At 71.7% G+C, this 26,080-nt stretch carries 26 protein-coding genes; 8 read left to right on the forward strand and 18 right to left on the reverse strand.

The features are described from left to right. Positions 1-10: 10 nt before the first annotated feature. From AB0N02_RS35515 to AB0N02_RS35530, 4 genes are all read right to left on the reverse strand, one after another. A complete protein-coding gene (locus tag AB0N02_RS35515) occupies positions 11-1,318 on the reverse strand; it encodes a S8 family serine peptidase (RefSeq protein WP_363955720.1) in 1,308 nt (435 codons plus the stop codon). After that, the gene (locus AB0N02_RS35520; protein WP_363955723.1) at positions 1,312-2,046 is read right to left on the reverse strand and encodes a hypothetical protein; all 735 of its coding nucleotides are present in this window, start codon (positions 2,044-2,046) and stop codon (positions 1,312-1,314) included. Before AB0N02_RS35520 ends, AB0N02_RS35515 begins: the two co-directional genes overlap by 7 nt. A 145-nt stretch (positions 2,047-2,191) precedes the next feature. Then, positions 2,192-3,373 (reverse strand): adenylyltransferase/sulfurtransferase MoeZ, encoded by a 1,182-nt coding sequence (gene moeZ, locus AB0N02_RS35525; RefSeq protein WP_363955726.1) that lies wholly within the window; start codon positions 3,371-3,373, stop codon positions 2,192-2,194. A gap of 80 nt (positions 3,374-3,453) precedes the next feature. Further along, the gene (locus AB0N02_RS35530; RefSeq protein ID WP_363955729.1) at positions 3,454-4,377 is read right to left on the reverse strand and encodes an alpha/beta hydrolase; all 924 of its coding nucleotides are present in this window, start codon (positions 4,375-4,377) and stop codon (positions 3,454-3,456) included. Between the two features lie 287 nt (positions 4,378-4,664). Here AB0N02_RS35530 and AB0N02_RS35535 point away from each other — a divergent pair, with 287 nt between their 5' ends. Beyond that, on the forward strand, positions 4,665-5,000 hold the full coding sequence (locus AB0N02_RS35535) for a hypothetical protein (protein ID WP_363955732.1): 336 nt from the start codon (positions 4,665-4,667) through the stop codon (positions 4,998-5,000). 332 nt (positions 5,001-5,332) lie between these two features. Here the strand turns inward: AB0N02_RS35535 and AB0N02_RS35540 are convergent, their stop codons facing one another. Further along, positions 5,333-6,313, reverse strand: coding sequence for a Ku protein (locus tag AB0N02_RS35540; protein ID WP_363955734.1), 981 nt, complete (start codon positions 6,311-6,313; stop codon positions 5,333-5,335). A 208-nt stretch (positions 6,314-6,521) separates the two neighbouring features. Here AB0N02_RS35540 and AB0N02_RS35545 point away from each other — a divergent pair, with 208 nt between their 5' ends. The 3 genes from AB0N02_RS35545 (at position 6,522) to AB0N02_RS35555 (ending at position 7,757) form a co-directional block, all read left to right on the forward strand. Beyond that, complete coding sequence (locus AB0N02_RS35545; RefSeq protein WP_363955736.1) at positions 6,522-6,746, forward strand: hypothetical protein; 225 nt, start codon at positions 6,522-6,524, stop codon at positions 6,744-6,746. 60 nt (positions 6,747-6,806) lie between these two features. Further along, positions 6,807-7,436: a TetR/AcrR family transcriptional regulator gene (locus AB0N02_RS35550; protein WP_363955739.1), complete on the forward strand. Its 630-nt coding sequence runs from the start codon at positions 6,807-6,809 to the stop codon at positions 7,434-7,436. A 90-nt stretch (positions 7,437-7,526) separates the two neighbouring features. Further along, positions 7,527-7,757, forward strand: coding sequence for a DUF3107 domain-containing protein (locus AB0N02_RS35555; RefSeq protein WP_363955742.1), 231 nt, complete (start codon positions 7,527-7,529; stop codon positions 7,755-7,757). 411 nt (positions 7,758-8,168) lie between these two features. Here the strand turns inward: AB0N02_RS35555 and AB0N02_RS35560 are convergent, their stop codons facing one another. Further along, positions 8,169-8,819: a ferritin-like fold-containing protein gene (locus AB0N02_RS35560; protein ID WP_363955745.1), complete on the reverse strand. Its 651-nt coding sequence runs from the start codon at positions 8,817-8,819 to the stop codon at positions 8,169-8,171. Positions 8,820-9,188: 369 nt separating this feature from the next. On the opposite strand from AB0N02_RS35560, the gene AB0N02_RS35565 reads away from it, so the two are divergent. Next, positions 9,189-11,153, forward strand: a complete 1,965-nt coding sequence (locus tag AB0N02_RS35565) for a DEAD/DEAH box helicase (protein WP_363955748.1) — start codon at positions 9,189-9,191, stop codon at positions 11,151-11,153. Between the two features lie 112 nt (positions 11,154-11,265). Further along, the gene (locus AB0N02_RS35570) at positions 11,266-12,138 is read left to right on the forward strand and encodes an alpha/beta hydrolase (RefSeq protein WP_363955751.1); all 873 of its coding nucleotides are present in this window, start codon (positions 11,266-11,268) and stop codon (positions 12,136-12,138) included. 106 nt (positions 12,139-12,244) lie between these two features. Here AB0N02_RS35570 and pqqE read toward each other — a convergent pair whose 3' ends face one another. From pqqE to AB0N02_RS35615, 9 genes are all read right to left on the reverse strand, one after another. Beyond that, the gene (gene pqqE, locus AB0N02_RS35575; protein WP_363955754.1) at positions 12,245-13,459 is read right to left on the reverse strand and encodes a pyrroloquinoline quinone biosynthesis protein PqqE; all 1,215 of its coding nucleotides are present in this window, start codon (positions 13,457-13,459) and stop codon (positions 12,245-12,247) included. After that, entirely contained in the window at positions 13,456-13,848 is a 393-nt protein-coding gene (gene pqqD, locus AB0N02_RS35580; protein ID WP_363955757.1) for a pyrroloquinoline quinone biosynthesis peptide chaperone PqqD, read from the reverse strand. The genes pqqE and pqqD overlap by 4 nt, the downstream gene beginning before the upstream one ends. Continuing rightward, positions 13,845-14,531, reverse strand: coding sequence for a pyrroloquinoline-quinone synthase PqqC (gene pqqC / locus AB0N02_RS35585; protein ID WP_363955760.1), 687 nt, complete (start codon positions 14,529-14,531; stop codon positions 13,845-13,847). The genes pqqD and pqqC overlap by 4 nt, the downstream gene beginning before the upstream one ends. Further along, positions 14,528-15,493 carry an MBL fold metallo-hydrolase gene (locus AB0N02_RS35590; protein WP_363955763.1) on the reverse strand — a complete coding sequence of 322 codons (966 nt, stop codon included), beginning with the start codon at positions 15,491-15,493 and terminating at the stop codon, positions 14,528-14,530. Before AB0N02_RS35590 ends, pqqC begins: the two co-directional genes overlap by 4 nt. 20 nt (positions 15,494-15,513) lie before the next feature. Continuing rightward, positions 15,514-15,669, reverse strand: a complete 156-nt coding sequence (locus tag AB0N02_RS35595) for a hypothetical protein (protein WP_363955766.1) — start codon at positions 15,667-15,669, stop codon at positions 15,514-15,516. A gap of 313 nt (positions 15,670-15,982) precedes the next feature. Then, positions 15,983-16,888: a PD-(D/E)XK nuclease family protein gene (locus AB0N02_RS35600; RefSeq protein WP_363955768.1), complete on the reverse strand. Its 906-nt coding sequence runs from the start codon at positions 16,886-16,888 to the stop codon at positions 15,983-15,985. A 6-nt stretch (positions 16,889-16,894) separates the two neighbouring features. Next, a complete protein-coding gene (locus tag AB0N02_RS35605) occupies positions 16,895-17,620 on the reverse strand; it encodes an MBL fold metallo-hydrolase (protein ID WP_363955771.1) in 726 nt (241 codons plus the stop codon). Positions 17,621-17,711: 91 nt separating this feature from the next. Further along, positions 17,712-18,365 (reverse strand): MarC family protein, encoded by a 654-nt coding sequence (locus tag AB0N02_RS35610; RefSeq protein ID WP_363955774.1) that lies wholly within the window; start codon positions 18,363-18,365, stop codon positions 17,712-17,714. Between the two features lie 127 nt (positions 18,366-18,492). Continuing rightward, positions 18,493-19,134, reverse strand: a complete 642-nt coding sequence (locus AB0N02_RS35615; RefSeq protein ID WP_363955777.1) for a DUF6758 family protein — start codon at positions 19,132-19,134, stop codon at positions 18,493-18,495. 74 nt (positions 19,135-19,208) lie between these two features. Between AB0N02_RS35615 and AB0N02_RS35620 the strand changes: the two genes are divergently transcribed. After that, positions 19,209-19,628 carry an NUDIX domain-containing protein gene (locus AB0N02_RS35620; protein WP_363955779.1) on the forward strand — a complete coding sequence of 140 codons (420 nt, stop codon included), beginning with the start codon at positions 19,209-19,211 and terminating at the stop codon, positions 19,626-19,628. Here AB0N02_RS35620 and AB0N02_RS35625 read toward each other — a convergent pair. Further along, positions 19,591-23,202 carry a hypothetical protein gene (locus AB0N02_RS35625; RefSeq protein ID WP_363955782.1) on the reverse strand — a complete coding sequence of 1,204 codons (3,612 nt, stop codon included), beginning with the start codon at positions 23,200-23,202 and terminating at the stop codon, positions 19,591-19,593. The two genes, AB0N02_RS35620 and AB0N02_RS35625, sit on opposite strands and share 38 nt — an antisense overlap. Positions 23,203-23,659: 457 nt before the next feature. Continuing rightward, positions 23,660-24,601 carry a CoA ester lyase gene (locus AB0N02_RS35630; RefSeq protein ID WP_363955786.1) on the reverse strand — a complete coding sequence of 314 codons (942 nt, stop codon included), beginning with the start codon at positions 24,599-24,601 and terminating at the stop codon, positions 23,660-23,662. A gap of 113 nt (positions 24,602-24,714) precedes the next feature. Here AB0N02_RS35630 and AB0N02_RS35635 point away from each other — a divergent pair, with 113 nt between their 5' ends. Next, positions 24,715-25,080, forward strand: a complete 366-nt coding sequence (locus AB0N02_RS35635; protein ID WP_363955789.1) for a hypothetical protein — start codon at positions 24,715-24,717, stop codon at positions 25,078-25,080. On the opposite strand, the gene AB0N02_RS35640 is transcribed toward AB0N02_RS35635, so the two are convergent. Then, positions 25,055-25,999, reverse strand: coding sequence for a DMT family transporter (locus tag AB0N02_RS35640; RefSeq protein WP_363955792.1), 945 nt, complete (start codon positions 25,997-25,999; stop codon positions 25,055-25,057). The genes AB0N02_RS35635 and AB0N02_RS35640 overlap by 26 nt on opposite strands. Positions 26,000-26,080: the final 81 nt, after the last annotated feature.

Below are 26,080 nucleotides of genomic sequence, written 5' to 3' on the forward strand. Positions count from 1 at the left end.
CGGAGTGTGTTTACGATGTCGCGTTGCGTTGCCCCCCGGAGTCCGGCGGGGCAGGGCCTGGCGGGCCAGCCGGGCGTGTCCGGCCGGCCGACACGACGATCACCGTCAGGGACGCGGCGGCGCCGAGTCCTGCGACGATGGCCACTCCCCCGTAGAAGTCGATCTTTCCGCGGTCGCGGCGGATCACCTGCAGAGGCTCGGGCGCCCCGCCCATCGGGCGGCCGGGGACGTGGGTGCCCTCCCCCTTGGCGGTGAGGGTGTGCCGGGAGATCCTGGCCGCCTCGGCGAGCGCCCTCGGGGCGTTGACGACGCCGAAGCCCATCCCCGTGTCGTAGCCCCCGCGCGGCCGCCTGGTCGCCCCCGCGGTGAGCGCCTGCGCGACCAGCGCGGGCGGCATCTTCGGATATCTCGCTTTGATCAGGGCGGCGACGCCGGACACCAGCGCGGTCGCCTGGGAGGTGCCCCGGCCGACCCAGTACTCGTCGCCGGGACCGGCGCCGAGGATGTCCACCCCGGGCGCGGCCACCAGGACCGAAGGATTCCAGTTGGAGAAGGAGGCCCGGTGCAGCCGTCGGTCCGCCGCGGCGACCGAGACGACGCCGGGGAAGGCCGCCGGATACGAGTAGGGGGCGTACCCGCTGGAGCCGGGCTTGCGCGCCCCCTCGTTGCCCGCCGCCGCGACCAGCACGACCCCCTTGGAGATCGCGTAGCGGACAGCCGCCCGCTCCTCCCTGGTCGCCAGCTCCTTCGAGATCGACATGTTGATCACGTCCGCGCCGTGGTCGACGGCGTACCTGATGCCCCTGGCCACCACGTTCTCGAACCGCTCGGCGGTGTTGAACTCCCGGAAACCCGGCTCCTCGTCCTCCAGGATCACCCGCACCGACAGCACCTTCGCCATCGGCGCGACGCCGATCATCCCGCTGGTCCCGCCGGGGCCGTGCCCGTGCCCCGCGATGAGCGAGGCCATGTAGGTGCCGTGCAGCCGCGACGGGGCCACGCCTGGCGGGTTGGCCCCCGCCGTGAAGTCCCTGCCCTCGACGACCGAGCCCGCCAGGTCGCGGTGGTCGGGGTCGACCCCGGAGTCCAGCACCGCCACGGTGACGTTCCCGCCCTTGGAGATCCGCCAGGCGCCGGGCAGGTCCAGGGTCCGCATCACCTCCCGCTGGCTGCCCCGCACGTCGTCGGCGTGGGCGGCGCGAGCGGCCGGGACGAGCAGGACGGCCGGGGCGACCAGGGCGGCCAGGGTGAGCAGGACGGCCGGGGCGGGCAGGACGGCCGGGGCGGGCAGGACGGCCGGGGCGGCTCTCCTCAGCATCGCCACCGCCCGGAGCCGCAGACGGGCCGCGCGGGCGTCGACAGGTCGGCGAGGATGTGGTCGGCGATGTCGCCGGTGAAGGCGAACAGGGTCGGCCGCTGCTCTCCCACGGCCTGGGCGGGCCTGCCGTCGACCTGGCCGACCGTGGCCATCACCACGTACGGCCCGGCCTGCCGCACCAGGCCGCTCTGCCTGCTCGCCGAGGTGAACCGGTCGGTGACCGTTCCCCGGAAGGCCAGCGCCCGCAGGCCGGGCGAGGGGTGTCCCGTCCTGGGCAGCGCGGCCTTGGCGGCGGCCGCGCCCTCCTCCCCGGCGAAGGCCACGACGCCGACGGTGACGACGACGCCCTGGAGCGCGTCGAGATAGGTGGCGCGCAGGATCCCCTGGCAGCCCGCCCGCCGCAGCGCATCGCGCAGCCCGGCGTCCACGGCCCTGTCGCACCGCGTCTCCGGTGAGATGCCCACGCGGTGCGCCTTCTCCTCGCCGCCCTGCTCGGCGGCGTAGTCGATGCTCTCGGGGAAGACGCGCTCCGCGGGCCAGAACAGCCAGCGCCCGGCCATCTCCGCCGCGGCGGCCCGTTCGAGCTCCACCGGGCTGGGACCGCGCGTGAGCTCGGCCGCCGCGGTGCTCAGCGCGACTCCCGCCACCGCCGCGCAGATCAGCGTCAGCGCGGACACCACGATCAGCGCCGGCCACACAGGTCGCCGCTGACCTGGGACTTCGTTCACATCCCCGACCTTAATGCGGCCAGAGGGGTTCCACCCGTCCGAGCCGCGGATAACGGACGCCCCGCCGAGCGGTGTGGCTCGGCGGGGCGCCGGTGGTGCGGGTGGCGGGCCGTACGGGGCGGCCCGGCCGTGAGGAGCAGGCCGGTCAGTAGGTCGGCAGGCTCGGGTCGACCGTCTTGACCCAGCTCAGCACGCCGCCGCCCACGTGGACCGCGTCGGAGAATCCGGCGTTCTTGACGACCGCCAGGACCTCGGCGGAGCGTGCGCCGGACTTGCAGTGCAGGACGATGCGCTTGTCCTGCGGGAGCCTCTCCAGCGCCGAGCCGTTGAGGAACTCACCCTTGGGGATGAGCACGGCGCCGGGGATGGAGACGATCTCGTACTCGTTCGGCTCGCGGACGTCGATCACGTAGATGTTCTCGCCCGTGTCCTGCCAGGACTTGAGCTCGGCCGCGGTGATCGTGGAGCCGGAGGCCGCCTCCTGGGCCTCCTGGGAGACCGCGCCGCAGAAGGCCTCGTAGTCGTCCAGGAGCTGGGTGACGGTCGGGTTCTTGCCGCAGAGCACGCACTCGGGGTCCTTGCGGACCTTGACCGAGCGGTAGTTCATCTCCAGGGCGTCGTAGATCATCAGGCGGCCGACCAGGGGCTCGCCGATGCCGGTGAGAAGCTTGATGGCCTCGTTGACCTGGATGGAGCCGATCGACGCGCACAGCACGCCGAGCACGCCGCCCTCGGCGCACGAGGGGACCATGCCGGGCGGCGGGGGCTCGGGGTAGAGGCAGCGGTAGCAGGGGCCGTGCTCGGCCCAGAACACGCTGGCCTGGCCGTCGAAGCGGTAGATCGAACCCCAGACGTAGGGCTTGCCGAGCAGGACGGCCGCGTCGTTCACCATGTAGCGGGTGGCGAAGTTGTCGGTGCCGTCCACGATCAGGTCGTAGCCGGAGAAGATCTCCATGACGTTGTCCGTGGTGAGCGCCACGTTGTGGACGATCACGTTGACCAGCGGGTTGATCTCCTTGACGCTGGCCGCGGCGCTCTCCGCCTTCAGGCGGCCCACGTCGGACTGGCCGTGGATGACCTGACGCTGCAGGTTCGACTCGTCCACGACGTCGAAGTCGATGACGCCCAGCGTGCCCACACCCGCGGCCGCGAGATACAGCAGGGCGGGGGAGCCCAGACCGCCGGCACCCACACAGAGCACCTTGGCGTTCTTCAGGCGCTTCTGTCCTGCCATGCCCACGTCGGGGATGATCAGGTGGCGCGAGTAGCGACGCACTTCGTCGACGGTCAGCTCGGCTGCCGGCTCTACCAGCGGTGGCAACGACACAGTTCTGCTCCCGTTTCAGGGGGTCTTGACGGTACGGCTAGCACAGCACGCACCATTGACAACCTAGTGCGGTGCCCCTGTCATTCCCCAATCGGGATAAGGGCAGTCTCACCTATCAGACGGCGGGCCTCTCGGGCCACCCTTTCCGGTACCTCCATCTGCGCCACATGGCCGACGTCGGGCATCAGTATCAGCCTGACGTGCCGGAACGCCCGCCCGGCCCGGAACGCCATGCGCGGGTCGACGAGCCGGTCACGGCGGCCGTGGATGACCAGCGTGGGCGCGGTCACCAGGGCCGCCTGACTCCAGAGGTTGTCCTCGCCACGCCTGAAGTACTCGCACACGATGCCCCGCGCCGAGTTGACCAGCGCACCCGTGGAGTACGGCAGGCCGTCCCGGCGGCGCAGTTCCTCGGCCGCCTCCGCGAGCCGCCGGGGGTGGATGCGGGCGAGGTCGGCGTAGCACAGGCCGAGCGTGGCGTTGAGCCTGCGCTCGGCGGGCACGATCCGCAGCCGGTCCGCGACCCACCGGCCGAACCCGGGCAGGGCGGACAGGGCCACTCGCGTCGGGCCGTACCGGGGAAGCAGGTCGGGCAGGGCCGGGGAGACGAGCATGAGCGAGCGGACCAGGTCGGGCCTGGTCGCGGCCACCCGCACCGAGACGGCGCCGCCGAGGGAGTTGCCGAACAGGTGCACGGGACCGGCGGACAGGTGCTCGACGAGTGCGACGACGGTCCTGGCGTGGGCGGCGACGGAGTAGTCGCCGTCGGCCGGTTCCGGCGAGTACCCGGAGCCGGGCAGGTCGACCGCGTGGCCGACGACCACGTCGGACAGCTCGCCCATCAGGTCGGTCCAGTTGGTCGCGGAGCCCGCCAGGCCGTGCACGTAGACGGCCGTCTCCGCGGGCCCGCGCGGGGTCGACCGCACGTACACACGCTGTTTTCCCTGGTCGACCCGTAGATCGATCAGCTCTCCCGGCCAGCTCGGAATCGGTTCGGCAACCACGCTTCCTCCCTTGTTCGCCTTCCGTTTCGACGATAGCCCCTCGCCGTACGACTTGGGCACAAAAGCGACATTAAAGACTTATCGCATCAAAACAATTAATAAGAGTCCAACGCCGTCAATAAAGAGATAAGGAGAGAGTAAAAGCGACCGATCGCCGTTTGGTGCTGGACGTACGAGGAAATCAAGACTGCGAAGGATGACCCATTAACGGCCATCCGGGGCATTTTCTAACTAGTTCGGAAAATGTCGATTACGGGGCAACCGATCCTTATCAAGGGGGAAACGCAATGCCCAAGTTCAAGAGTGTCCTGACGGGGCTCGCAGTCAGCACGGCGCTGTCGGGTGGAGTCGTCGCCCTGGGCGCGGCCACCACGACGACCGCCGCCGACGCGGCCACCGCCTCTTCCTTCCAGACCAGCGTCGGCTTCACCAGCTGCGGCTGCGGCTGGGGCAGGCGGCGCGGCTGGGGCTGGGGCGGCAGCAACTGGCGTCGTAGCCACCGCAGGCTCGTCATCATCAACACCAACAACGTCGGCGCCGGCGGTGGCGGTGGCGGTGGCGGCGGCGCCGCCCGGAACTTCAACGAGGACCGTGACCGCGACCGCGACCGCGACGAGCGTTAAGTTCCAGGACAGCCGGCCGCCTGAGCGGAACGCGCCTCGGGTGAGCGCGGCGCGAGGCCACGACATGTGACCGAGCGCGGCTGAATTCACAGATGCGAAGAGCTCCCGGCCCATGGCGGAGGGGTACGGTGCCCGCGTTCACCACGATCGCGTCCCTGCGGGGAACGATGATCGCCAGGAAACGCGGGCACCCGGGAGCCGAACTCTAGACTCCGCTTTCCGAGAAGGCACGGAATTCGGTTGTCCGTGACCGGCCGGAAAAGGGCTCCGGGGATTTCCACAGTCCCCGGAGCCCGCACCGCGCCGGAAAACCGTTTCCCGTGACCCCGTTCTCAGGCCGGGCGGCTCGCCTTTCCCCTTCCCGGCGCCTTTTCTCCGCCGGATCCGCTTTTCCCCGTGGCCCCCGGACCGCCCCCGCTCCTTTTCCCGCTCCCGGATTCACCGGATTCACCGGATTCACCGCTCCCGGCCGGACGCCCCTCCCTTCTCCCGGAGACGCCCCCCTCCGCGGACGCGCCGGTCTCCTCCGAGGCGCCGGGGCGCCTGCTCTTGGCCGCCTCGACGCTGGCCCGCAACGCGGCCATCAGGTCGGCCGTCGGCCCCGGCTCCGGCGGCGGCCCCGTGGAGACGACCTCCCGGCCGGCGACCTTGGCCTCGATGACCTCCTGGAGCGCCTCCCGGTAGGTGTCGCGGTATCGCGAGGGGTCGAAGTCCGCGGCCATGCTCTCGATCAGCGACTCGGCCATCCCCAGCTCCTGGGGCCTGACGTCGACGCCCTCCTCCAGGAGGGCGAAGTCCGCCGGGCGCACCTCGTCGGGCCAGAGCATGGTCTCCAGCACGAAGACCCCCTCCCTGACCCGCAGCGCGGCCAGCGACTCGCGCTGCCGCAGCGCGACCTTCACGATCGCCACCCGTCCCGAACGTTCGAGCGCGTCGCGCAGCAGGGCGTACGGCCCGACGGCGGAGGGCTCGGGCTCCAGGTAGTAGGACCTGCCGAGCAGGATCGGATCGATCTGGTCGGCCGGGCTGAACTGCAGCACCTCGATCCTGTGCGCGGTGGACAGCGGCAGTCCCTCGAAGTCGTCGCCGTCGAGCACCACCACGTCGCCGGTCGGCAGCTCGTATCCCTTGGCCACCTCGGCGTAGGGGACCTCCTCCTCGCAGGCCGAGCAGAACCGGCGGAACCTGATGCGTCCCGCGTCCTCCCGGTGCACCAGGTTGAACGTGACGTTGCGCTGCTCGGTCGCGGCGTACATCCTGACCGGGATCGTCACCAGCCCGAACGAGACCGCGCCGTTCCAGATGCTCCGCATGGCGTCTCCCCGGCTCGGAACTTCCCATCAAGTTTCGCACGGGTGTTCGGAAATATTGACCCGTGGATGCAAACCCTTACCAATGGGGCAGGTACCCGTCATGGGGGATCCGATGCCCTGCCTTTCTCAGCAGGCGGTGAGCGAGGCCGTACGCTGGGCGATGTCCGATGTTCACGGGAGAGTGGCGGAGAACGATCGGGGAGGGCGAATGTCAGAGATGGATATTCGTGGTGAAGGGTCCGAGGAGGAGCCGGACGAGCTCCTCGCCGAGGAGATCGACCTCGGGGCGCCGGAGGCGGACGCGGCCGAACAGCACCGCCCGCTGCGGGACGACGGCTCCGGCTGGCCCGACCACATCCCGCCGGAGGCCGATCCCGCGGACGCCGCCGAGCAGAGCCGGGCCGTGGATCTCGACGAGGACGATTATCGCTGACCTGCGTTACTCGCGCGTAGGATGAGGCAGGACAGCAAGAGCATTCGCGAGGAGAGCGCCGTGACGACTACCCCGGACGCCAAGCCCCGGGGCACCCGGCTGCCCCGGCTGGCCCGTCGCCGTCAGTTGCTGAGCGCGGCCCAGGAGGTGTTCGTCGAGAACGGTTACCACGCGGCCGCGATGGACGAGATCGCCGAACGCGCCGGAGTGAGCAAGCCGGTCCTCTACCAGCACTTCCCCGGCAAGCAGGAGCTCTATCTGGCCCTGCTCGACCTGCACGTCGACGACATGATCGCCCGCTGCCGCGACGCCCTCGCCTCGACGACGGACAACAAACAGCGCGTCCAGGCCGCGATCGGCGCCTTCTTCGACTTCGTCTCCGGCCAGGGCGAGGCGTTCCGCCTGGTCTTCGAGTCCGACCTGCGCAACGTCGCCCCGGTCCGCCAGCGCATCGAGCGCAACCTCCGCGAGAGCGCCGAGATGATCAGCCAGGTCATCCAGGAGGACACCGGCTGCTCCAGCGACGAGGCCCGCCTGCTCGGCGTCGGCCTGGTCGGCATGGCCGAGGTCAGCGCGCGTTACTGGATCAGCAGCGCCGGCTCCATCCCCAAGGACGCCGCCACCCAGCTCATCGCCCGCCTGTCCTGGCGGGGCATCTCGGGCTTTCCCCGGACCAACGCCGATCACTGACCCGGCTGTTCGCTTGACGCGATCAACCGGCGCGCCGCGTCCCCGTTGGGGCGACCATGGGACGAGCAGCCCTCGTCGAAAGGGAGCAACATGGAAATCAAGATCGGCGTGCGTTCAGTGCACCGTGAACTCGTGGTGGAGACAGACCTCACGGCCGAGCAGGTCGAGGACGAGCTCGGCAAGGCACTCGCCGCCGACCGCGGGATCTTCTCCATCGCGGACAGCAACGGCCGCAGGGTCCTCGTCCCCATCGCCGCACTCGGCTTCGTCGAGATCGGCGAACAGGAGACGCGCCCCGTCGGTTTCGGCGGCACTCTCTGACGGATCCGGTACGGCTCGCGCCAGGTCGTCACCCCCGGCCGTGGCGCGGTCCGTGAACCGGCCGCACCACCGGCGGCCGGTTCCCCGGCAGGCCGCGTCCCCGACCGGCCGTCAGGGTTTTCAGCACCCTCCGGGACATTCGTCCCGTTCCCCGAAGCCGCAGCCGCGGGGACGGCGAAGCCGGCGGACATGATGCCCGTCCGAGGGGACGGCCGGACAGTCGGCGCTCCCCCTTCGCAACACCGGACGCGACGTCCAGAGGTTCGGTCCACATCTCGTCAAGGAACTGCCGTAGCGGCGCGAGGCCCTCATGTCTCGCACGGTACAACCGTTTGACGCCCCAACGCGTGGGTCTCGCCAGGATGCTTCGGATCCGAGACCTGCGACACCCCGCCGAGCCCCACGCGTCTCCTAGGGCCCCGGGGTCAGGCCGAGGGCGGCCATCCGCTTGCCGTGGGCCTCGGTGAGCCGCCCGAACATCCGGGTGATGTCCTCCCCCGCCGCCTCGACCAGCAGCTTGGCGAGCTCCGGCCTGGCGGCGACCACGTGCTGGCCCTGGCTCAGCGCCTCCCCGACCAGCCGCCTGGCCCACAGGGCGAGCCGTCCCGCCAGCCTGGGGTCCTCCTGGATGGCCGCGCCGACGCGGTCGACCGCGAACTGGGAGCGGCCCTCGTCGGCGAGCACCTCCTCGACGAGCTCACGCGTCCCGGCGTCGACGTAGGTGGCGGCCTCGCGGTAGAAGTCGAGCGCGATCCCGGTGCCGACGTAGGCCTTGACCAGGGCCTCCAGCCAGTCCGCCGGCGCGGTCTGGGTGTGCCAGTCGTCCAGCGGGCCGACGAAGGGCGCCATCGCCTCCTCCGGATCGACTCCGAGCGAGGCGATCCGGTCGTGCAGCAGGCGGAAGTGAGAATATTCGGTCGCGGCCAGGTCGCCGAGGGCGGCCCGGTCGGTCAGTGTCGGGGCGTGTCTGGCCGCGTCCTCGGCGAGCCTGAGAAACGCGGTCAGCTCGGCGTATGCGAGGACGCCGAGCAGGTCGACGACGCCGGGAGGGGAATCACTCATGCAGGCAGCCTATGAGTTGAGCCGCCTGCCGATTCAGCTGGAATACCAAGAAATCGGTTCTGCGTTGTGGTATCGAGTACACTGCTCTGTGAAAGTGCGACCGCCCTGTGTTAATCCGGGGGATCTGTCCCTGGAAGCCCCCAAAGTCGGCATGACGCCGCAGCGGTCGCTGATGGCATTGAGAGGGCTAGCCCTTCCGCGAGGACACGGCACGGGGAACTTTTGTGCAGCCCGCGGTCCCGGCAGGACTGCCTTCAACGGAGAACTAGGCAGGCCAAGCTGACGACGTTCCGAGACCTCGGAGTCACACCAGAGATCGCAGACGCCCTCGAGACCGAGGGCATCACCACGCCGTTTCCCATCCAGGAAATGGCCCTTCCCCTGGCCCTGAACGGCCAGGACATCATCGGTCAGGCTCGCACCGGCACCGGCAAGACCTACGCCTTCGGCGTGGCGATGCTCCAGCGTGTCGGCAAGCCCAGGAAGAACCGCAAGAAGCCCCGCGGGCTGGTCGTCGTGCCGACCCGCGAACTGGCCGTACAGGTCACCGAGGACCTGGTCACCGCCGCGGGCAAGCTCGGCTCGCGGATCCTCACCGTGTACGGCGGCCGCGCCTACGAGCCCCAGATCGAGGCGCTCAAGCAGGGCGTCGACGTGATCGTCGGCACCCCGGGCCGTCTGCTCGACCTGGTCAAGCAGAAGCACCTGGACCTCGGCCAGATCAGCGCGCTCGTCCTCGACGAGGCCGACCGCATGCTCGATCTGGGCTTCCTGCCCGACATCGAGCGCATCATCAAGCTCATCCCGGCCGAGCGGCAGACGATGCTCTTCTCCGCGACGCTGCCGGGTGAGATCGTCGCGCTGTCCCGGCGTTATCTCAACCGCCCCACGCACGTACGGGCCGAGAACAACGACGCCGAGGCCGAGGCGACCCCGCAGACCACCCAGTTCGTCTGGCGCGCGCACCGGATGGACAAGATCGAGATTGTGGGCCGGCTGCTCCAGTGCGAGGGCCGCGGTCTCACGATGATCTTCTGTGAGACCAAGCGGGCCTGCGACATGGTCGTCGAGCAGCTCAAGGAGCGCGGCTTCGCCGCCGCGGCCGTGCACGGCGACCTGGGTCAGGGCCAGCGCGAGCAGGCCCTGCGCGCCTTCCGGAACGGCAAGATCGACGTCCTGGTCGCGACGGACGTCGCGGCGCGCGGCATCGACGTCGACGACGTCACCCACGTCGTCAACTACGACTGCCCGCAGGACGAGAAGGCCTACGTGCACCGGATCGGCCGTACGGGCCGGGCGGGCAAGACCGGCGTGGCGGTGACCTTCGTCGAGTGGGAGGACCTCACCCGCTGGAAGGTCATCAACAACGCGCTCTCGCTCGACTTCGCCGAGCCGGTCGAGACCTACTCGACCTCCCCGCACATCTTCACCGAGCTGGGCATTCCCGAGGGCACCAAGGGTGTGCTGCCGCACGCCAACCGGTCCCGGGCGGGTCTGGCGGCCGAAGAGGTCGAGGATCTCGGCGAGACCGGCCGGGTCCGCTCGCGCGGTTCCCGCAGGAGCCGTGACGAGGAGCGGGAGGAGCGCCGCGAGCGCCCCGCCCGCGCTCCCCGGGAACGGCGCCGCACCCGCGGCGGCCGGCTCGGCGCGCTGGCGGAGGAGGCCTCCGAGTCCGCGCAGCCGGTCGAGCCGGTGGAGACGGTGGAGACGGTGGAGACGGCGCCCGCCGCCGAGGAACCCGCCTACCGGGCCGAGGAGCCCAGACGCCGCCGCGCACGCCGCGTCTCGGGCGTCTCGGGTGTCTCGGGTGTCTCGGGTGTCTCCGCGGAGACCGCCGCTCCGTCCGGGACACCGGAGATCCAGAGCCCGATCGTCGAACTCGCCGAGCTGGAGGTGGATGTGGATGTGACCGCCCGCAAGGACATCCGTGACGACCGGCCGACCGAGACCGCGCAGCGCCGCGGCCGTCCTCGCAAGGCGGGGCTGAACCCCGAGGTGAGCCTCACCGGCGAGGCCGGGGCCGACGCCCGCGAGGAGTCGGTGACCGAGGAGACCGTCAGGCAGCGCCGCAGGCGTGAGCCGGTCGCCGAGGTCTCCCGGTGGGAGGACGAACCGGCCGTGGACCAGTGGGAGGACGAGCCGGACGAGGCGCCCACGCCCCGGCCCCAGCCGGAGAAGATCATTCCTGCCAGTCCGTTCACGGTGATCTTCCAGTCGCCGGACCTCGCGACCGACGACGACGAGATCGCGCCGTCCGCCGCCTCGGAGCGGGCGCAGAACCGCCGTCGCCCGCCGGTCAGGGGGCAGCAGCGGGGTCCCCGCCGCCAGGGGTAGTCGTACCATGAGAAAAGGGGCGCGACCGTGACGGTGGCGCCCCTTTTCGCGTCTGGGAACGCACGTTCCGACGCACAGAGTCATGTCTCCAAGAGAGGTATCGTGGGGCCACGTGAGTACGCCGCGATTTCTGACCCTGCCTCCAGGCGTCCATGCCCGCCGGATCGACACGACCGTGGGCCCGTTCTCCGTACTGGAGGCGCTGCCGGTCAGCGGTGTCGCCGAGCGCTGGCCCGCTCTGCTCGTGCCCGGTCTCACGGGGAGCAAGGAGGACTTCATCGCGGTCCTGCAGACGCTCGCCCAGTCGGGACGCCAGGTCGTCGCGATCGACATGCGGGGGCAGTTCGAGACCGACGGCCCCGATGATCCCCGCGCCTACACCCGCGCGGCGCTCGGCAACGACGTCGACGTGCTGGCGCAGCTGATCGGCAGAGGTGAGCCCGTCCACCTGGTGGGACACTCCTTCGGCGGGCTGGTCACCCGGGAGGCGGTCATCGACGGCCGCACCAAGTTCGCCTCCTACACGCTGATGAGCACGGGGCCCGCCGCGATCGTCGGCCCCCGCGAGCACGCGGGCCGGGCCATGCTCGGCGAGCTTCCCCAGGCCGGCCTGGAGCAGCTGTGGTACACCCGGATGGAGCCCGAGGCCCTGGCCGCCGGGGTGACGGACGAGATCATGGCGTTCCTGCGCAAGCGCCTGTTCGCCAACTCCCCCACCGGCATGTGCACCATGACCAGGGAGGTGCTGTCGGCCCCCGACCGCTGCGACGAGCTCACCCAGGTCGAGGTCGCGACCCTGGTCCTGTTCGGCGAGCACGACGACGGCTGGCCGCCCCGGACGCAGTCCGAGATGGCCCACCGGCTGGGCGCCGAGTGCGTGGTCGTCCCCGGCGCGGCCCACTCCCCCGCGGTCGAGGCCCCGGAGACGACGGCGGCCGCGCTGGTCCGCTTCTGGAACGCGGCGGAGTCCCGGCTGCGGAGCTGAGCCTGTCACGGCTGCGGAGCCGAGCCTGTCACGGCCGTGGAGCCGAGTGTGCCGGCCGCCTCCCGCGTCCGGCCGGAGGCGGCGGGCCACGACGTGAGCGAGGGTTTCAGGGGGCCGATCGTCCCCCGCCGCCGGCCACCGGGTGCGACCGGGCTCCCGTGACCCGCTCGGGACGCCGGTAGACCAGCTCCCCGTCCCCGGCCGACTCCACCAGCTCGGTGATCAGGTGGTGGTCGGGGGCGAGCTTGCACGCCGGGTCGGTACGGCTCGCGTCGCCGGTGAGCGCGAACGCCTGGCAGCGGCAGCCGCCGAAGTCGAGGTCACGGCGCGCGCAGCTCGCGCACGGGTCGCTCATCCAGGCCGTGCCCCGGTACGCCTCGAAGGCCTGCGACCTCTCCCAGATCCACGCCAGCGAGTGCTCGCGGACGTTCGGGAACTCCAGCGGCAGGTCGTAGGCGGCGGGGCAGGGAAGCGCGGAGCCGTCGGGCCCGACGGTCAGCGAGATCGCCCCCCAGCCGCCCATGCACGGTTTGGGCACGCCGTCGAAGTAGTCGGGGACGACCCAGATCAGCTCGACGCCCTCGACGCGTTCGCGCAGCCGTTCCACGGTCTCCCTCGCGCGGGCGAGCTGGTCGCGGGAGGGCAGCAGCGCGCGCCGGTTGCGCAGCGCCCAGCCGTAGAACTGGGTGTTGGCCAGCTCGACGCGCTCGGCGCCCCAGGCCACGGCCAGCTCGACGATCCGCTCGATGGAGTCGAGGTTGCGCCGGTGGAGCACGACGTTGAGGCCGAGCGGGAGTCCCGCCTCGCGCACCACCCCCGCGGCCTGCTCCTTGGCCGCGAAGGAGCGGGTCCCCGCGATGAGGTCGGAGGCCGCGGCCGTCGCGTCCTGCACCGAGAGCTGGACGCTGTGCAGCCCCGCCGCGACCAGCTCCGCCAGCCGCGCCCGGTCGAGCCCGACGCCGCTGGTCACGAGCTGGGTGTAGATCCCGGCGCCCGCGGCGGCCGCCGTGATCTCCACCAGGTCGGCGCGGAGCAGCGGCTCGCCGCCGGACAGGTGGGCGTGGATGACCCCGAGGGCGGCCGCCTCCTCCAGGACCCGTACCCAGTCGGCGGTACCGAGCTCGCGCGAGCGCGGGATGAGGCCGACCGGGTTGGAGCAGTAGGGGCAGTGCAGCGGGCAGCCGTGGGTGAGTTCGGCCAGCATGGCCCACGGCGGCGCGGGCCGGTCCGCGACCGCCGGGCCGTCCGCGACGAGGGGTTCGCGCGCGGTCTCCGGGGCGCCCGGGACGGCGGACGGGTTCGCGGTCACCGGATCGCTCATCGCACCCACCCCTCCGTCCGCACCCGGCCGAGGAACTCGGGGACGTCGTCGGCGACCGGCGCGCCGGGGAAGGCGTCGCGCAGCTCGTCGACGATCTCCGCGACGGTCCTGCCGCCGTCGCACAGGCGGAGCACGGCCGCCGCCTCGCCGTTCAGCACGACGATCCGCTCGGGCATCACCAGCAGGTCGGCCCCGCGCACCGAGTCGTGCCGCAGGACGATCGCCGGGGCGAGAGCGGGACGCCACTCGCCGGTCACACCGCCCATCTCATCACCTGCCCCGGCGGTCACCGTCACCGGTTCTCCCGCCGTCGGTTCCCTCGCCGCCCGGCCGCCGCCGGTCACCGTTTCCGGGCCACCGGCCGTCACCGCCGCCCGGCCGGTCGTCACGCCCGGTCCACGGCGTCGAGCAGCACCCACAGCACGTCGCACTTGTAGGCGAGCGCGGCCACGGCCCGCTCCTGGTCGTCGCGGTCGCGCGCCCACTCCAGGACCAGTTCGAGCGCCTCCCCGCTGTCCTGGCGCCCCTGGGTGATCCTGCCCCGGAAGTACTGCAGGCCCTCGGCGTCGAGCCACGAGTAGTGCCGCTCGAAGGCGTCGATCCTGGTCCGCATCAGATCAGGGGCGAACAGCTCGGTCAGCGAGGCCGCGACGGCCTCCAGGGGCGTGCCGAGCCTGCACAGGTTCACATACCCCTCGACCGCGAGCCGTACGCCGGGCAGGACGCCCTCCCCGGACAGCAGGACCTTGCGGTCCAGGCCCGCCGCCTCGCCGAGGCGCAGCCAGCGCTCGATGCCGCCCTCGCCCGCGCGCCTGCCGTCGTGGTCCTGGATGCGGCGGATCCACATGCGGCGCAGCTCCGTCGTCTCCAGTTTGGCGAGGATGAGCGCGTCCTTGATCGGGATGTGCCGCTGGTAGTGGAAGCGGTTCAGGATCCACCTGCGGATCTCCTCCTGCGTCAGCTCTCCGGCGTGCATGCGCAGGTTGAAGGGGTGGCGGTCGTGGTAGCGCGACTCGGGCACGGCCCGCAGGCGGGCCTCGAACTCGGCGGGCGTCCAGGGTTCGGCGTTCAAAGCTCGATCACCATTCCGTCGGCGGCCACCTCGACGCCCAGTTCGGCCAGCTTCTTGTGCTGGGGCGCGCCCGGGTCGACGAGGGGGTTGGTGTTGTTGAGGTGGGTGTAGAGGCACCGGCCGGGAAGTTCGGCGAGGCGCTCGGCCGTCGCCTCGATGGGCAGATGCCCCATCTCGGTCGCGGTGCGGGAGGAGATCCCGGTACGGCGGGGCTCCTCGTCGTCCCAGAAGGTGCCGTCGACGATCACGCAGTCGGCCTCGGCCATGGCCTCCTCCATCGCGGGGGACCAGACGCCGAGGGCGGGGGCGTACAGGCACGTCCCGCCGGTGGCCGGGTCGGTGAGGCGCAGGGCCACCACCCAGCCCGAGTCCGGCCCCTCCCCGGCGGCGTAGCGGGGCCGCTTGCCCGAGACCGGCACCGCCTGGACCCGCACACCGCTCGCGAGGGAGACCGTGCCGCCCGGCGGCAGGTCGCGCCAGCGGAGCTCGGCGTACGGGGAGAGGACCTCCTGGAGCCTGAGCCCGCGCGTGAGCGCCTCGCGGACCGTGGGCGTGGCGATGATCTCCAGTCCGTCGGCCTCGCGCAGCCGGGGCAGGCCCAGCGTGTGGTCGAGTTCGGCGTCGGTGAGGATCACCCGCACGACGGGCCTGGGCCGCAGGGGGCCACCGGGGCCGGTGGCGGAACCCGGTCCGGGATCGGGGCCCGCGGTGGAACCGGGGTTCGAGGCGGGGGCGGTACCGGGACCTGAGGGGTTCGCGGCGGGGGCGGGGCGCAGCCACTCGCACGCCTCGATGTGCTGGGCGATGTCGGGGGTGGCGTTGACGATGTGGTCGTCGACGGCCAGCGACGCGTGGCTGCGCCGCCATCCGGGATGTGTGCGTGCCCCGGCACACCCGGGGCACGCACAGTTCCACTGGGGGACGCCACCGCCGGCCGCGGTGCCGAGAATTCGCAATCGCATGGCGTGAGGTCCCCCCTTGCCTACCTGGTCGCCAGGAAGTACGCCGACATCTCCATCGACGCCTCGACGACCTGGTAGCCCGGCTTGTGCCAGGTGGTCTCCTCGCCTCGGCTCCTCACCTGCTTGCCGTGGGTCCGGAGAGGTTGCTTGACGCTCTGCTCCTTGGACTCCGCCATGAGCGTGCACCCGCCTTCCATATGACGCGCGGTTTGGGTCACAACCGTTATGACCCGAAATCACCGCTTTCGTCAATGGCTGCAGGCAATTACGTCCGACCTATTTCGCGTTATTGGCCGCAAATATAATAAACTACCACTTTTGATACATATTTCATCCGATGTATTCGGGCCACGCGGCGACGTGTGATCGTGGTCATCGTGCCCTGGGCGCCAAATTCCGGACACGCGTGCCCCAGACATCGGCTCCGGGCGCCCCCTTCGGACACACTCCCGATGTGAGGCCGTCCCGCCCGATCGCGGCGAGACCGCCTCACTCGTCGGCGAGGCCGCCCCAGGGCAGACGGTCGCCGGCGGCGGCCTGTCCCTCGGGGCAGTGCCCGCGGAAGTCGCACCAGGAGCAGAGGGGGCCGGTCTTGGGCGGGAAGAGCGCGTCGACCTGCGGGGGCACCGAGGGCGGGACGCGCTCGGCGGACGCGGCGGAGGCCGTACGGGAACCCCTGGGCGCGGGCCCCGACCAGGCCCGGTAGGCGTCGTCGGCCGCCGCGGCCTCGGTCGCGATCTCCTCGGCGCGGCCCAGGTGACGGCCGAGCGACTCGTCGGTGTGCTCCCACTCGACGATCGACGCGGTCGGCAGATGGTGGAGCTCCACCCGGTGACACGTACGGCGCAGCATCCTGGACGAGGCGACGGCGTACACCGCGAGCGCGAGCGAGGAACGCGCGTCGTCGGCGGTGAGAGGACGGCGGCCGGTCTTGTAGTCGACCACGACCAGTTCGTCGCCACGCCGGTCGAGCCGGTCGACGCGGCCGGAGACGGCGATCACGGAGGTCCTGGTGGCGACGGTGCGCTCGACGCCGACCGGCTCGTCCGAGGGGTCGAGACCGGCGACGTATCCCATGACCATCTCGCGGGCCCGGTCACGCCAGGCGGTGGACTGCTCGGCGTCGCGGAACCCCTCGCCGATCCACCCGTTGGCGAGCAGGATGCCCGCCATCGCCGGGGTCCGCCGGTCGTACGGCTCCCGCCACCAGCCCGCCAGCGCGTTGTGCACGCTGGCGCCCACGCTGTTGTGCGCCCACGGCGGCCCCTTCTTCGGCGCCGGACGGTCCAGGTAGGTGAACCGGTAACGCCGGGGGCAGTCGAGCCACGTGTTGAGCCGCGACGGCGTGCACGAGTACAGCCGCCGCGGCATGCCCTCCAGAGGCAACTGGTCCATGGAGGACTACTTGGCGTCGCGGTTCAGCCGGATCCCGGCCGCCTTCGTCCCGTCGGTCAGCGGGCCCTGGGCCTCCTCGCCCGCCTCGCCCGCCTCACCACGGGTCAGCGAGCCGGAGAGCCAGGCGTCGAACTGGGGCTCCAGATCGCCGATGGTGCTCTCCTCACCGTGCACGGGCAGCACCCGGGTGCGGTGCGGCAGCGTGAACAGCCTGCCGCCGATCGCGGTGAGCTGGTCGGCCAGCGCGGGGTACTCCCCGCCGATCTTGCCGGGGCCGTCGGCCTGCAGGGACTTGCCGGTGAAGACCGCGTCGAGGGCCTCGCAGTACAGCGAGACACCGCCCTGGGAGACGCCGGGGGTCGCCAGCACCTCCAGCTGGACGTCGGCGACGCCGAACAGACCCTCATCCTCCATCTCGATGTCCGGCCAGGTCTCCGGCCAGGTCAGCCTCCACAGCGGCCGGTCCTTCGGGTGCAGGGCCACCACCGCCTCGTCGCGCGCCGCCACCTCGATGGCCGCGCCCACATGGTCGGGCAGGCCGTGGGTGCAGACGACCGCCAGCACCTCCCGCTCACCGACCTTCTCAAGGATCCGCTCCGCGTCACGCGCGGGATCGATGACGATGACCTCCTCATCGTCACCCACGATCCAGGTGTTGTTCTCGACCTTGTGCTCGACGCCGTCGACATCGACGACGCCTTCGGTCACCACTCGTTCGATACGCGCTGTCACGCTTCCGAACTTTACTGCGTTTCTTTGCGAGGCTTGTCGGCGTCGCGGGCCGTGTTGTTTCGACACCCGTGGCGTCGCGGTCCGGCGGAGATCAGGTGGGGGCTCCCACCAGGGTGCGGATCGCGGTGATGATGAGTTGGACGGCCAGGGCGGACAGCAGCAGGCCTGAGACGCGGGTGACGAGTTCCACGCCGTTCTCCTTGATGAGGCGGATGACGGTCACCGAGAAGCGCATGAAGACCCACAGCAGAATGTGCACGGCCGCGATGGCCAGGGCGAGGGCCAGGATGCCGCCGTCCTTGCGTCCGGCCTGCTGGGCGAAGACGATCGTCGCGACGATCGCTCCGGGACCGGCCAGCAGGGGGGTGCCCAGTGGGACGAGGGCGACGTTGACGTTGGCCTTCAGGGTGTTGGCCGGGGGCTCGGTCTCCCCGGTGAGCAGTTGCAGGGCGACCAGCAGGAGCAGCAGGCCACCGGCTATCTGCATGGAGGCGACCTCGACGTGCAGGTATCCCAGGATGGCCCGGCCGAAGACCGCGAAGAGCACGACGAGGCAGAAGGCGACGATGGGGGCCTGCCAGGCGACGCGTCTGCGCTCACTCTCCGTACGCCCGCCGGTGTAGGCCAGAAAGAGCGGGATGATCCCGGGCGGGTCCATGATGACGAACATCGTGACGAACGCCTCAACGAAGAACTGGACGTCGAACACGCGCTTCCCCCGACGATCGGTGAGGGGTACGCCCATGGTAAACCAGACACTCCATCACATAGAGTAATCATTGCATAGCGAAAAGGCCCGTCATAGGTGTCTTTCGTAGCAGGGAGTGATTTCGGTATTAGGGGCACATATGCAATGTTTCCGGCGGGACGCCTCAGGTGCCGTCGTCACCCAGGCGCGGAGAGAAGGCTCCGAAGGGAAGATCGAGGGCCTGGTCCCGGTCCCGCAGGTCGCGCATCGACAGCTCACCGAGCGTCATCAGGTAGCCCGCCTCGGGGGGCCAGATGACCACCCACAGCCAGTTGCCCAGCGCCTCGCCCGCGTAGACCGCCCGGTCGGGAGCCGCGTCCACCCACCACAGCGGGGTCGGGTGGCCCATGATCTCGACCTTGGCGTGCGGCGGCCCCTCGCCGAACCCCTCGCCGGGGTCGGTGCCCGGAAGCCCGGCGAACCCGGCGCCGAGGCCGACACCGGTCTCCTCCGCGATGATCAACATGTCCGCGGGGCCGTGGGTCAGTGAGGGACCGGAGAGGGCGACCACGGTCGCCCTGACGCCGCTGCGTTCGTCGCCGGCCTCGGCCAGCCCGGTGACCAGCCAGCCCTGCGGCAACGGCCACGGCAGCCAGACCGGCACCTGGGCGCTTACGCCGAGGGCCTCGACCGCGGCCCCGGAGGGGTGCCTGGGCGGTTGCAGCGGCAGGACGTCGCCGTGCGGCCCACACCGCCACGCGCTCGACCAGGCACTGGGCGGACGCAAGGGGCCGAAACAACGCGGGCAGATGGGCTCGGCTCTCACGCCTACCCACGGTGCTTTGTCCTCGCCCCCTCCGTCAAGGGCACTCCTCGTTATACAGCCGTAATCTTGCCCATGTGCGCGTAAATTGTGTTGGAGCGATCATCCGTGACGACGACGGGCGGCTGCTCCTCATCCGTCGCGGCCGCCCACCGGGTCAGGGCCTGTGGTCCGTCCCCGGCGGCCGGGTCGAGACCGGCGAGTCGGACGCCGAGGCGCTGGTCCGCGAGGTGCTGGAGGAAACGGGCCTGACGGTCACGCCGGGGCGCCTGGTGGGCACGGTCGACCGTCCCGGCCCCGGCGGCGTCGTCTACGAGATCCGCGACTACCTCGCCGAGGCCCGCGACGGCACACTCCGCGCCGGAGACGACGCCGCCGAGGCCGGGTGGTTCGCCGACGACGAGCTCGTACGGCTGCCGCTCTCCCCCGGCCTCGTGGACGCCCTCACCGACTGGGAGATCATCGGGAGGCCGTCAGGGTCGAACGCCACAGCGTGAGGTGGTCGCTGTCGTAGGTGGTCGACCGTCCCAGGGCCACGACTCGGTCCCCGGAGACCGTGACCGCCCCGAGCCACTGGGCGCCGTCCCCGCTCAGGTTGCCCTGGGTCGGGGCGTGAGGCTGCCACTTCAGCCCGTCCTCCGAGGTCCACGCCACGCTGTCGCCCTCGCCCGGAGTCCCCTGCCAGCCGACCGCGACCACGCCCTCGGCCGTCGCGGCCAGGTCGTACACGGCGGCCGCCTGGTCGGCCGGAAGCCAGGAGAACTCCCACGACGACCCGTTGTCGCCGGACACCGCGCCGAAGGCCCGCAGCCCGTCACCGGTCGTGGCCGTGCCGGCCGCGACGATGGTGGTGCCGTGCTGGACCACGTGCCGCAGGCCGGCCGACGTCGCCCCCGGGGGCAGGACGGGTTTGCGGGCGACCCAGTTGACCCCGTCGGCCGAGACCCAGACGACGCCGGTCTCCCGCTCCGCCGTGCCCATGCCGCCCACCGCGACGTATCCGGACGAGGTCGCCGAGACGTCGTAGAGGCGCACCCCACCACCGCCCGCGGGAAGTTTCGCCGCCCGCGTGTAGCGCTTGAGGTCGGAGGAGAACCACAGGACGGGAACGGTGGTCGACGGGCCGCGGTCCTCACCGGCCAGGACGTAGCCGGACGGGCCGGCGGCGACCGCGTGGGGGGCGAGGAAGTCGTGCTCGGCGGCCGGGGCGAGGGGGCCGGTGACCGGAATCCGGCGCCAGGTCCTGCCGTCGGCCGAGGTGACGAGCAGGGGACCGGTCGAGGAGGCGTCGGTCATGGTGCCGCCCACGGCCAGCCAGCCCCGCCTGCCCTGCGCGACGTCGCTGAGGGCCTGCCGCCGCGGGCCGCCCAGGACCTGCGCCGGACCGGCGGCCTTCCAGCTCTGGCCGTCCGCGCTGGTCCAGATGCCCGCGTCGCCCGAGACCGCGCCGACGGCGACGAACCCGCCGCCTGCCGCGGCCACCCTGGCCGTGTCGCGGGCGGCCCGGGCCAGCCCGTCGATCCGGTCCAGGGCGACGGGGGTGGCCTGGCCGCCCCTGGGGGCGGTGATGAGGACCAGGCGGTTGTCCACGTCGGCGGCGCGCTCGTCACCGCCGACGACGAGCGTGCCGTCGTCGGAGATGGCCAGGGCTCGCAGCGAACCCGGCACCTCGCCGAGGTCGGTCGTCTTACGCCAGTCGCGGCCGTCCTCGCTGGTGTAGACGGCGTAGCGTTCGAAGCCGGACTCGGCGACCGCGGCCACCCCCGCGCCCGACGAGGCCAGCCGCTTGACCCCGGAGCCGTCACGGGCCAGGCCGGTGATGGTGCCGCACCGGGTCCAGTCGACGCCCTCCGGTGAGCAGTAGACGTCGACGCCGCCCTTGTCGTTGCGCTGCTGGGTGGGAACGAGCACGAACCCGTCGGAGGCCGTGGCCAGCGCGCCCGCCTCGGGGATGACGCCCGCCGGTGCCGCGCCCGCCCGCGTCCAGGTCCTGCCTCCGTCGGCCGAGCGCATGACGACCGCACTCGACTGCCCCTGGGCCGGATCTCCCAGGGCCACCACGGCGTCGCCCTTGGCGACGACCGCCTTCAGGCCCCGCACCTTGTCCGGAGCCCCGATCTTCCCGCTGTCCACCCGGTCCCAGCTCTGCCCGTCGGGCGAGACCCAGGCGACGGCGCCGACGGCGCCGTTCTGCAGGACGGCCGTGCCGACCGCGACGAAGCCCGACGAGGTCCTGGCCAGATCCATGATCTTGTCACCGGCCGTGAACGCGCCCAGCTTCCCCGGGTCGACGGCGGCCCAGGTGTAGCCGTCCTCGCTGGTCCACAGACCGCGTCCGGAGCCCAGCAGGTCGTTGCCCGCCGCCAGCCAGAGTCCGTCGCCGCCCGCGACGCGGCCGACCGTGGTCGGCCCGTTCCCGTAACCCGCCGATCCGGTCACCTTGCCCAGCTGCCAGGTCGCGCCGCCGTCCGGGGAGATCAGGAACAGCGGCCTGGGGACGGGGCTGGTGGTGTCGCTGCCGACGGCGACCATGAGGGAGCCCGCCGAGGCGACGGCGTTGAGCACCTGGCTCGACCCGTTGCCGACGGCGTTGGACGGCGAGACGAAGTCGGCGTCGCCCGACCCCACCTCGTCTCCGACCAGTTGGAGGCCGGTGGTGAACGAGCCGTTCGTCCAGCCCCACAGCACCACGCCGCCGCCCACGGCGGCGGCGAGGACCGCGATCATCACGGCCGGGACCACCAGGCCCCTGCGCCGCCCGCGCCTGGTCGGACTGGAGCGCCGCAGCGCGGAGGGCGCGGTCGCCGGGCGGTGGTGCCTGCCGCCGTTGGCCCCGCGCCTGCCGGGCGGGCCCTCCGCGACCAGCAGGTCCGGTCTGGCCGGCCTGCCGCCCGGCGGGCGGCCGACGCGGCGCACCGGCTCGAAGTCGTCGTCGGCCTCGGGGACGGCGAGCTCCCCGCTCTCCGGTTCCCGCGTCTCCGGGACCGGCTGTCCGGCCCGCGGGTCGTCCCCTGCCGTGCCGGACGGCCCATCGTTCTCGGCCGGATACGGCTCCTCGGCCCCGTGCGGCACGGCGGTCACGGGCGTGTCGGGCCCGTCAAGGGGATCCGGGTCCGCGGGCCTGCGCGGCGGCCCCGAGGCGACCAGCAGGTCGGGCCGGTTCCGGCGCCTGCGTCCGCCGGGTTCGGGCGGCGCGCCGGGAGGTTCGGCGTGGCCGGTGTCCCCGGTCCCGTACGGCGCGCCGTGGCCGTCGTCACGGCCGTCGTCACGGCCATGGCCACCGCCGGAGTCACCGCCGGCGTCACGACCGTCGGTGCCGGAGTCGTACGTCACCCCCAGGAGGTCTCCGTAGTCGCCGTCACCGGACGAACGCGCCTCACCGGGAGAATCCCCCCGACCGGCCTCCTCCGAGCCGTACGGCGGCCACAGGAGGTCTCCGTAGCCGCCGTCTCCCGATCGGCCGGAGGTGTCCGAGAAGTCACCTCGGCCACCCGACGGGCCGAGAGGGTCGGCGTGGCCGTCGCCGGACCCGCGCGACGGGCCGAGGAGATCCCCGTAGTCCCCGTCGTCCGGCTCACGGGACCCGCCGGGGCGGTCCGCGCCACCGGCGTCCTCGGGCCCGCGCGGCGCCCCCGAGGCGACCAGCAGGTCGGGCCGGTCGGTCGTCCTCCTGCGGCGTCCCTGCCCGGCCTCGGTGTCCTCAGGCGCCGGGCCGGAGGGGTCGAAGGGGGCGGCACGCGCGACGGGATCGGTCTGGGGGAGGCCGGTGGGGGACGCGTAGGGCTGGGTGTGGGCACGACGGCGCTCACCGCCCAGTCCCTCGGGACGGGCGCGGGGAGGCTCGTCGTCGTCCGGCGTCGGGGCGGCGAACGGGGGCAGCATCCAGGGGGACGCCAGCGGGAGTCCTCGGGGGCTGTCGTCCTGGGGGCCGGGCGGGAAGTGCTGGATCGTCGGCGGGGAGTCCTGATGCCGCCGGGACCTGCCTTCGTATGTCCCGTCGCCGTGGACGCCGTCATCCGCCGGCCACTCTCGCGAGCGCGGGTCGTGGGGGCCCGGGACCACGCTCAGCACCTCCTTGCGGGAAGCCCGTTCAGCCCGAAGTCGGCACTCCGGACCGTTCCATTCGTCTCCGTGACACTCTTCCGTCGCGCCCTGTGGCGACGGCGAATCGCACGAGACCTTATTACTACCCCGTTCCGCCGAAATGATCACCTCCAACGGGCGGACGGCGAAGGCTCCAGCCGTACCACTCCAGAGCAGCACGTTGGAGCCGCGATGACGAGACCTCTCTAGTCAGATTTATCGGCGAAGCGCCGGTTTTATCGCGGTTTGGGGCTTTAATTCTGAGATCGCAGACCGCCGACCCCCTCGGGAAGAGGGAGGCGTCACGGGAGAAGGGTGCCGGGAAGACACGGCGGAACCCGTGAGGAACCGCGAAAAGGAGACAGCAAAGGGGGGACGGTGAAAGGAGGGACGGCGGCCGGAGGTCACGCCGTGGGAGGGGTGAAGGGGGAACGACTGCCGGAGGTCACACGGCGGGAGGGGTGAAGGCGGTGGTGCGGGCCAGACCCGCCGCCCGGCCCTTCGCCGTCACCACCAGAGCCATCTTCCGGGACGCCTCGTCGATCATCTCGTCACCGAGCATGACCGCGCCACGCCTTTCCACGGTCGTGTAGTAGTCGTAGGCGTCGAGGATCAGCTCGGCGCGGTCGTAGTCCTCCTGGGACGGCGAGAACACCTCGTTCGCGGTCTCGACCTGGGTCGGGTGGAGCACCCACTTTCCGTCGAACCCGAGCGCCGCGGACCGCCCGGCGACCCGGCGGTAGCCGTCGAGATCCTTGATCGCCAGATAGGGGCCGTCGATGGCCTGCAGGCCGTGTGTGCGGGCGGCCATCAGGATGCGCATCAGGATGTAGTGGTAGGCGTCGCCCTCGGTGTAGCCGGGGGGCTGCTCACCGACCACCAGGGTCCGCATGTTGATCGAGGCCATGAAGTCGGCGGGGCCGAAGACCAGCGTCTCCAGACGCCGGGACGCGCCGCCGATGGCGTCCACGTTGACCAGGCCCCTGGCGCTCTCGATCTGGGCCTCGATGCCGATCCGGCCGACCTGGAGGCCGTTGGCCCGCTCGATCTGGGTGAGCAGGGTGTCCAGCCAGGCCACCTGGCCCGGATCCTCGACCTTGGGCAGCATCAGGCAGTCGAGGAACTCCCCCGCGCCCTCGACCACCTCGATGACGTCCCGGTAGGTCCAGTGCGTGCTCAGGTCGTTGACGCGCACCACCCGGGTCTTGCCCGACCAGTCGCCCTCGCGCAGGGCGGCCACGACGTTCTTGCGCGCCTCCTCCTTGGCGAGCGGCGCCACGGAGTCCTCCAGATCGAGGAAGACCTCGTCGGCGGGCAGCCCCTGGGCCTTCTCCAGGAAGCGGGGGTTGCTGCCGGGTACCGCCAGGCACGAACGTCGCGAGCGCATGGCCTCACGCTAGCGGTCATCCGGGCGGACGCGGCAGACAGGGTCGTTCTATGGCGGCCATACACGGCCCATGCGCTCGGTCCCGGGGAGGGCGCAGGCCGTACATTCGTCATATGGGTGTGATCGAGGAGGGCGCCAGGAAGTCGGGGGTCCTGTGGCTGTCACTGGACCGGCCCCGGCTGGCCTGGCACGTGTGGCACGACGGCGCGATCTACCTGGTCACCGGGGGTGGTGAGCAGGAGTTGCCGCGCCTGACCGAGTCGGACCGGGTGCAGGTGACGCTCAGGAGCAAGGACAACGGCGTGCGGCTGATCACCTTCGAGGCCTCCGTCGAGGTCGTCGACCAGGCGGGGGCCCCGGAGGTGGTGGCCGCGCTCGCCAAGGAGCGGCTCAACGCCGTCGACGGCGCGGGCCTGACGGAGCGCTGGGCCGCGCGTTCCCAGGTGGTACGGCTCACGCCACGTGAGCCGGCTCCCTGACCTCCACGACGGGATCGGGCAGCGCCGCGGTGGCCCGCTGGGCCAGATAGGCGCCGACCAGCACGATGAGGCCGCCGACGATCTGGAAGGGGCCGAGCGCCTCCCCGACCAGGACCCAGGCGACCACCGCCCCGGCGATGACCTCCAGTGAGGCGACGGTCGAGCCGACGGCGGCCGACAGGCGGCGGACCGCGGTGACGCCGAGGATGTAGGCGGTGACCGTGGCGATAACGATCATCCAGAGCGCCGCCGCCAGCGCGGGCAGGGCGACCCCGTCCCCCGGCGCCACGGTCCGGCCGAACGCCGCCCACTGGATGTTCCACGGCTGGGAGAGGGGGGCGAGCGCGACGGCGGCGCCCACCAGGCCCCAGGCGATCAGGCCGAGCGGGTCGACGTCGTCGCCGAAGCCGTCGCTGAGCAGGAAGTATCCGGTGCAGCACGCCGCGGCCCCGAACGCGAGCAGCAGGCCGACGGGGTCCAGCGCCAGCCCCGTCCAGACCTCGACCACGATGCCGAGGCCGACCACCGCGACCACCGCGCCGACGAACGCGGCGCGCGGCAGCCGTACCCGGCGGACGAACCGCACCCAGAGCACGACCAGCACCGGCGAGGTGAACTCGATGAGCAGGGTGACGCCGACCGGCAGCCTGGTGATCGCCGCGAAGTACAGCGCCTGCACCCCCGCGACCGCGACGACCGCGTAGGCCAGGAAGAACGGCAGCCGCGACCGTGGGATGCGCAGGGCGCCGGGCCTGACGGCCACGAGGACCCCGACGAGCAGCAGCCCGGCGCCGGCCATCCGCACCCAGACCGCCTCCAGCGGGCTCAGCCCGGCGGCGCCGAGATATTTGGCCATCGGCCCGGAGAACGCGAAACACCACGACGACGCGAAGGCGATCAGCAGACCGTCACGTCTCACGAGCCATCCTCCATGTAACTACCGTTCCTGTGCTTTGATGCTGTCATGCCAGGCCGGGGCACGGCAAGGGGCGTCCGAAAT

The organism is Streptosporangium sp. NPDC051022 (genome assembly GCF_040683035.1).
Lineage (GTDB): Bacteria > Actinomycetota > Actinomycetes > Streptosporangiales > Streptosporangiaceae > Streptosporangium.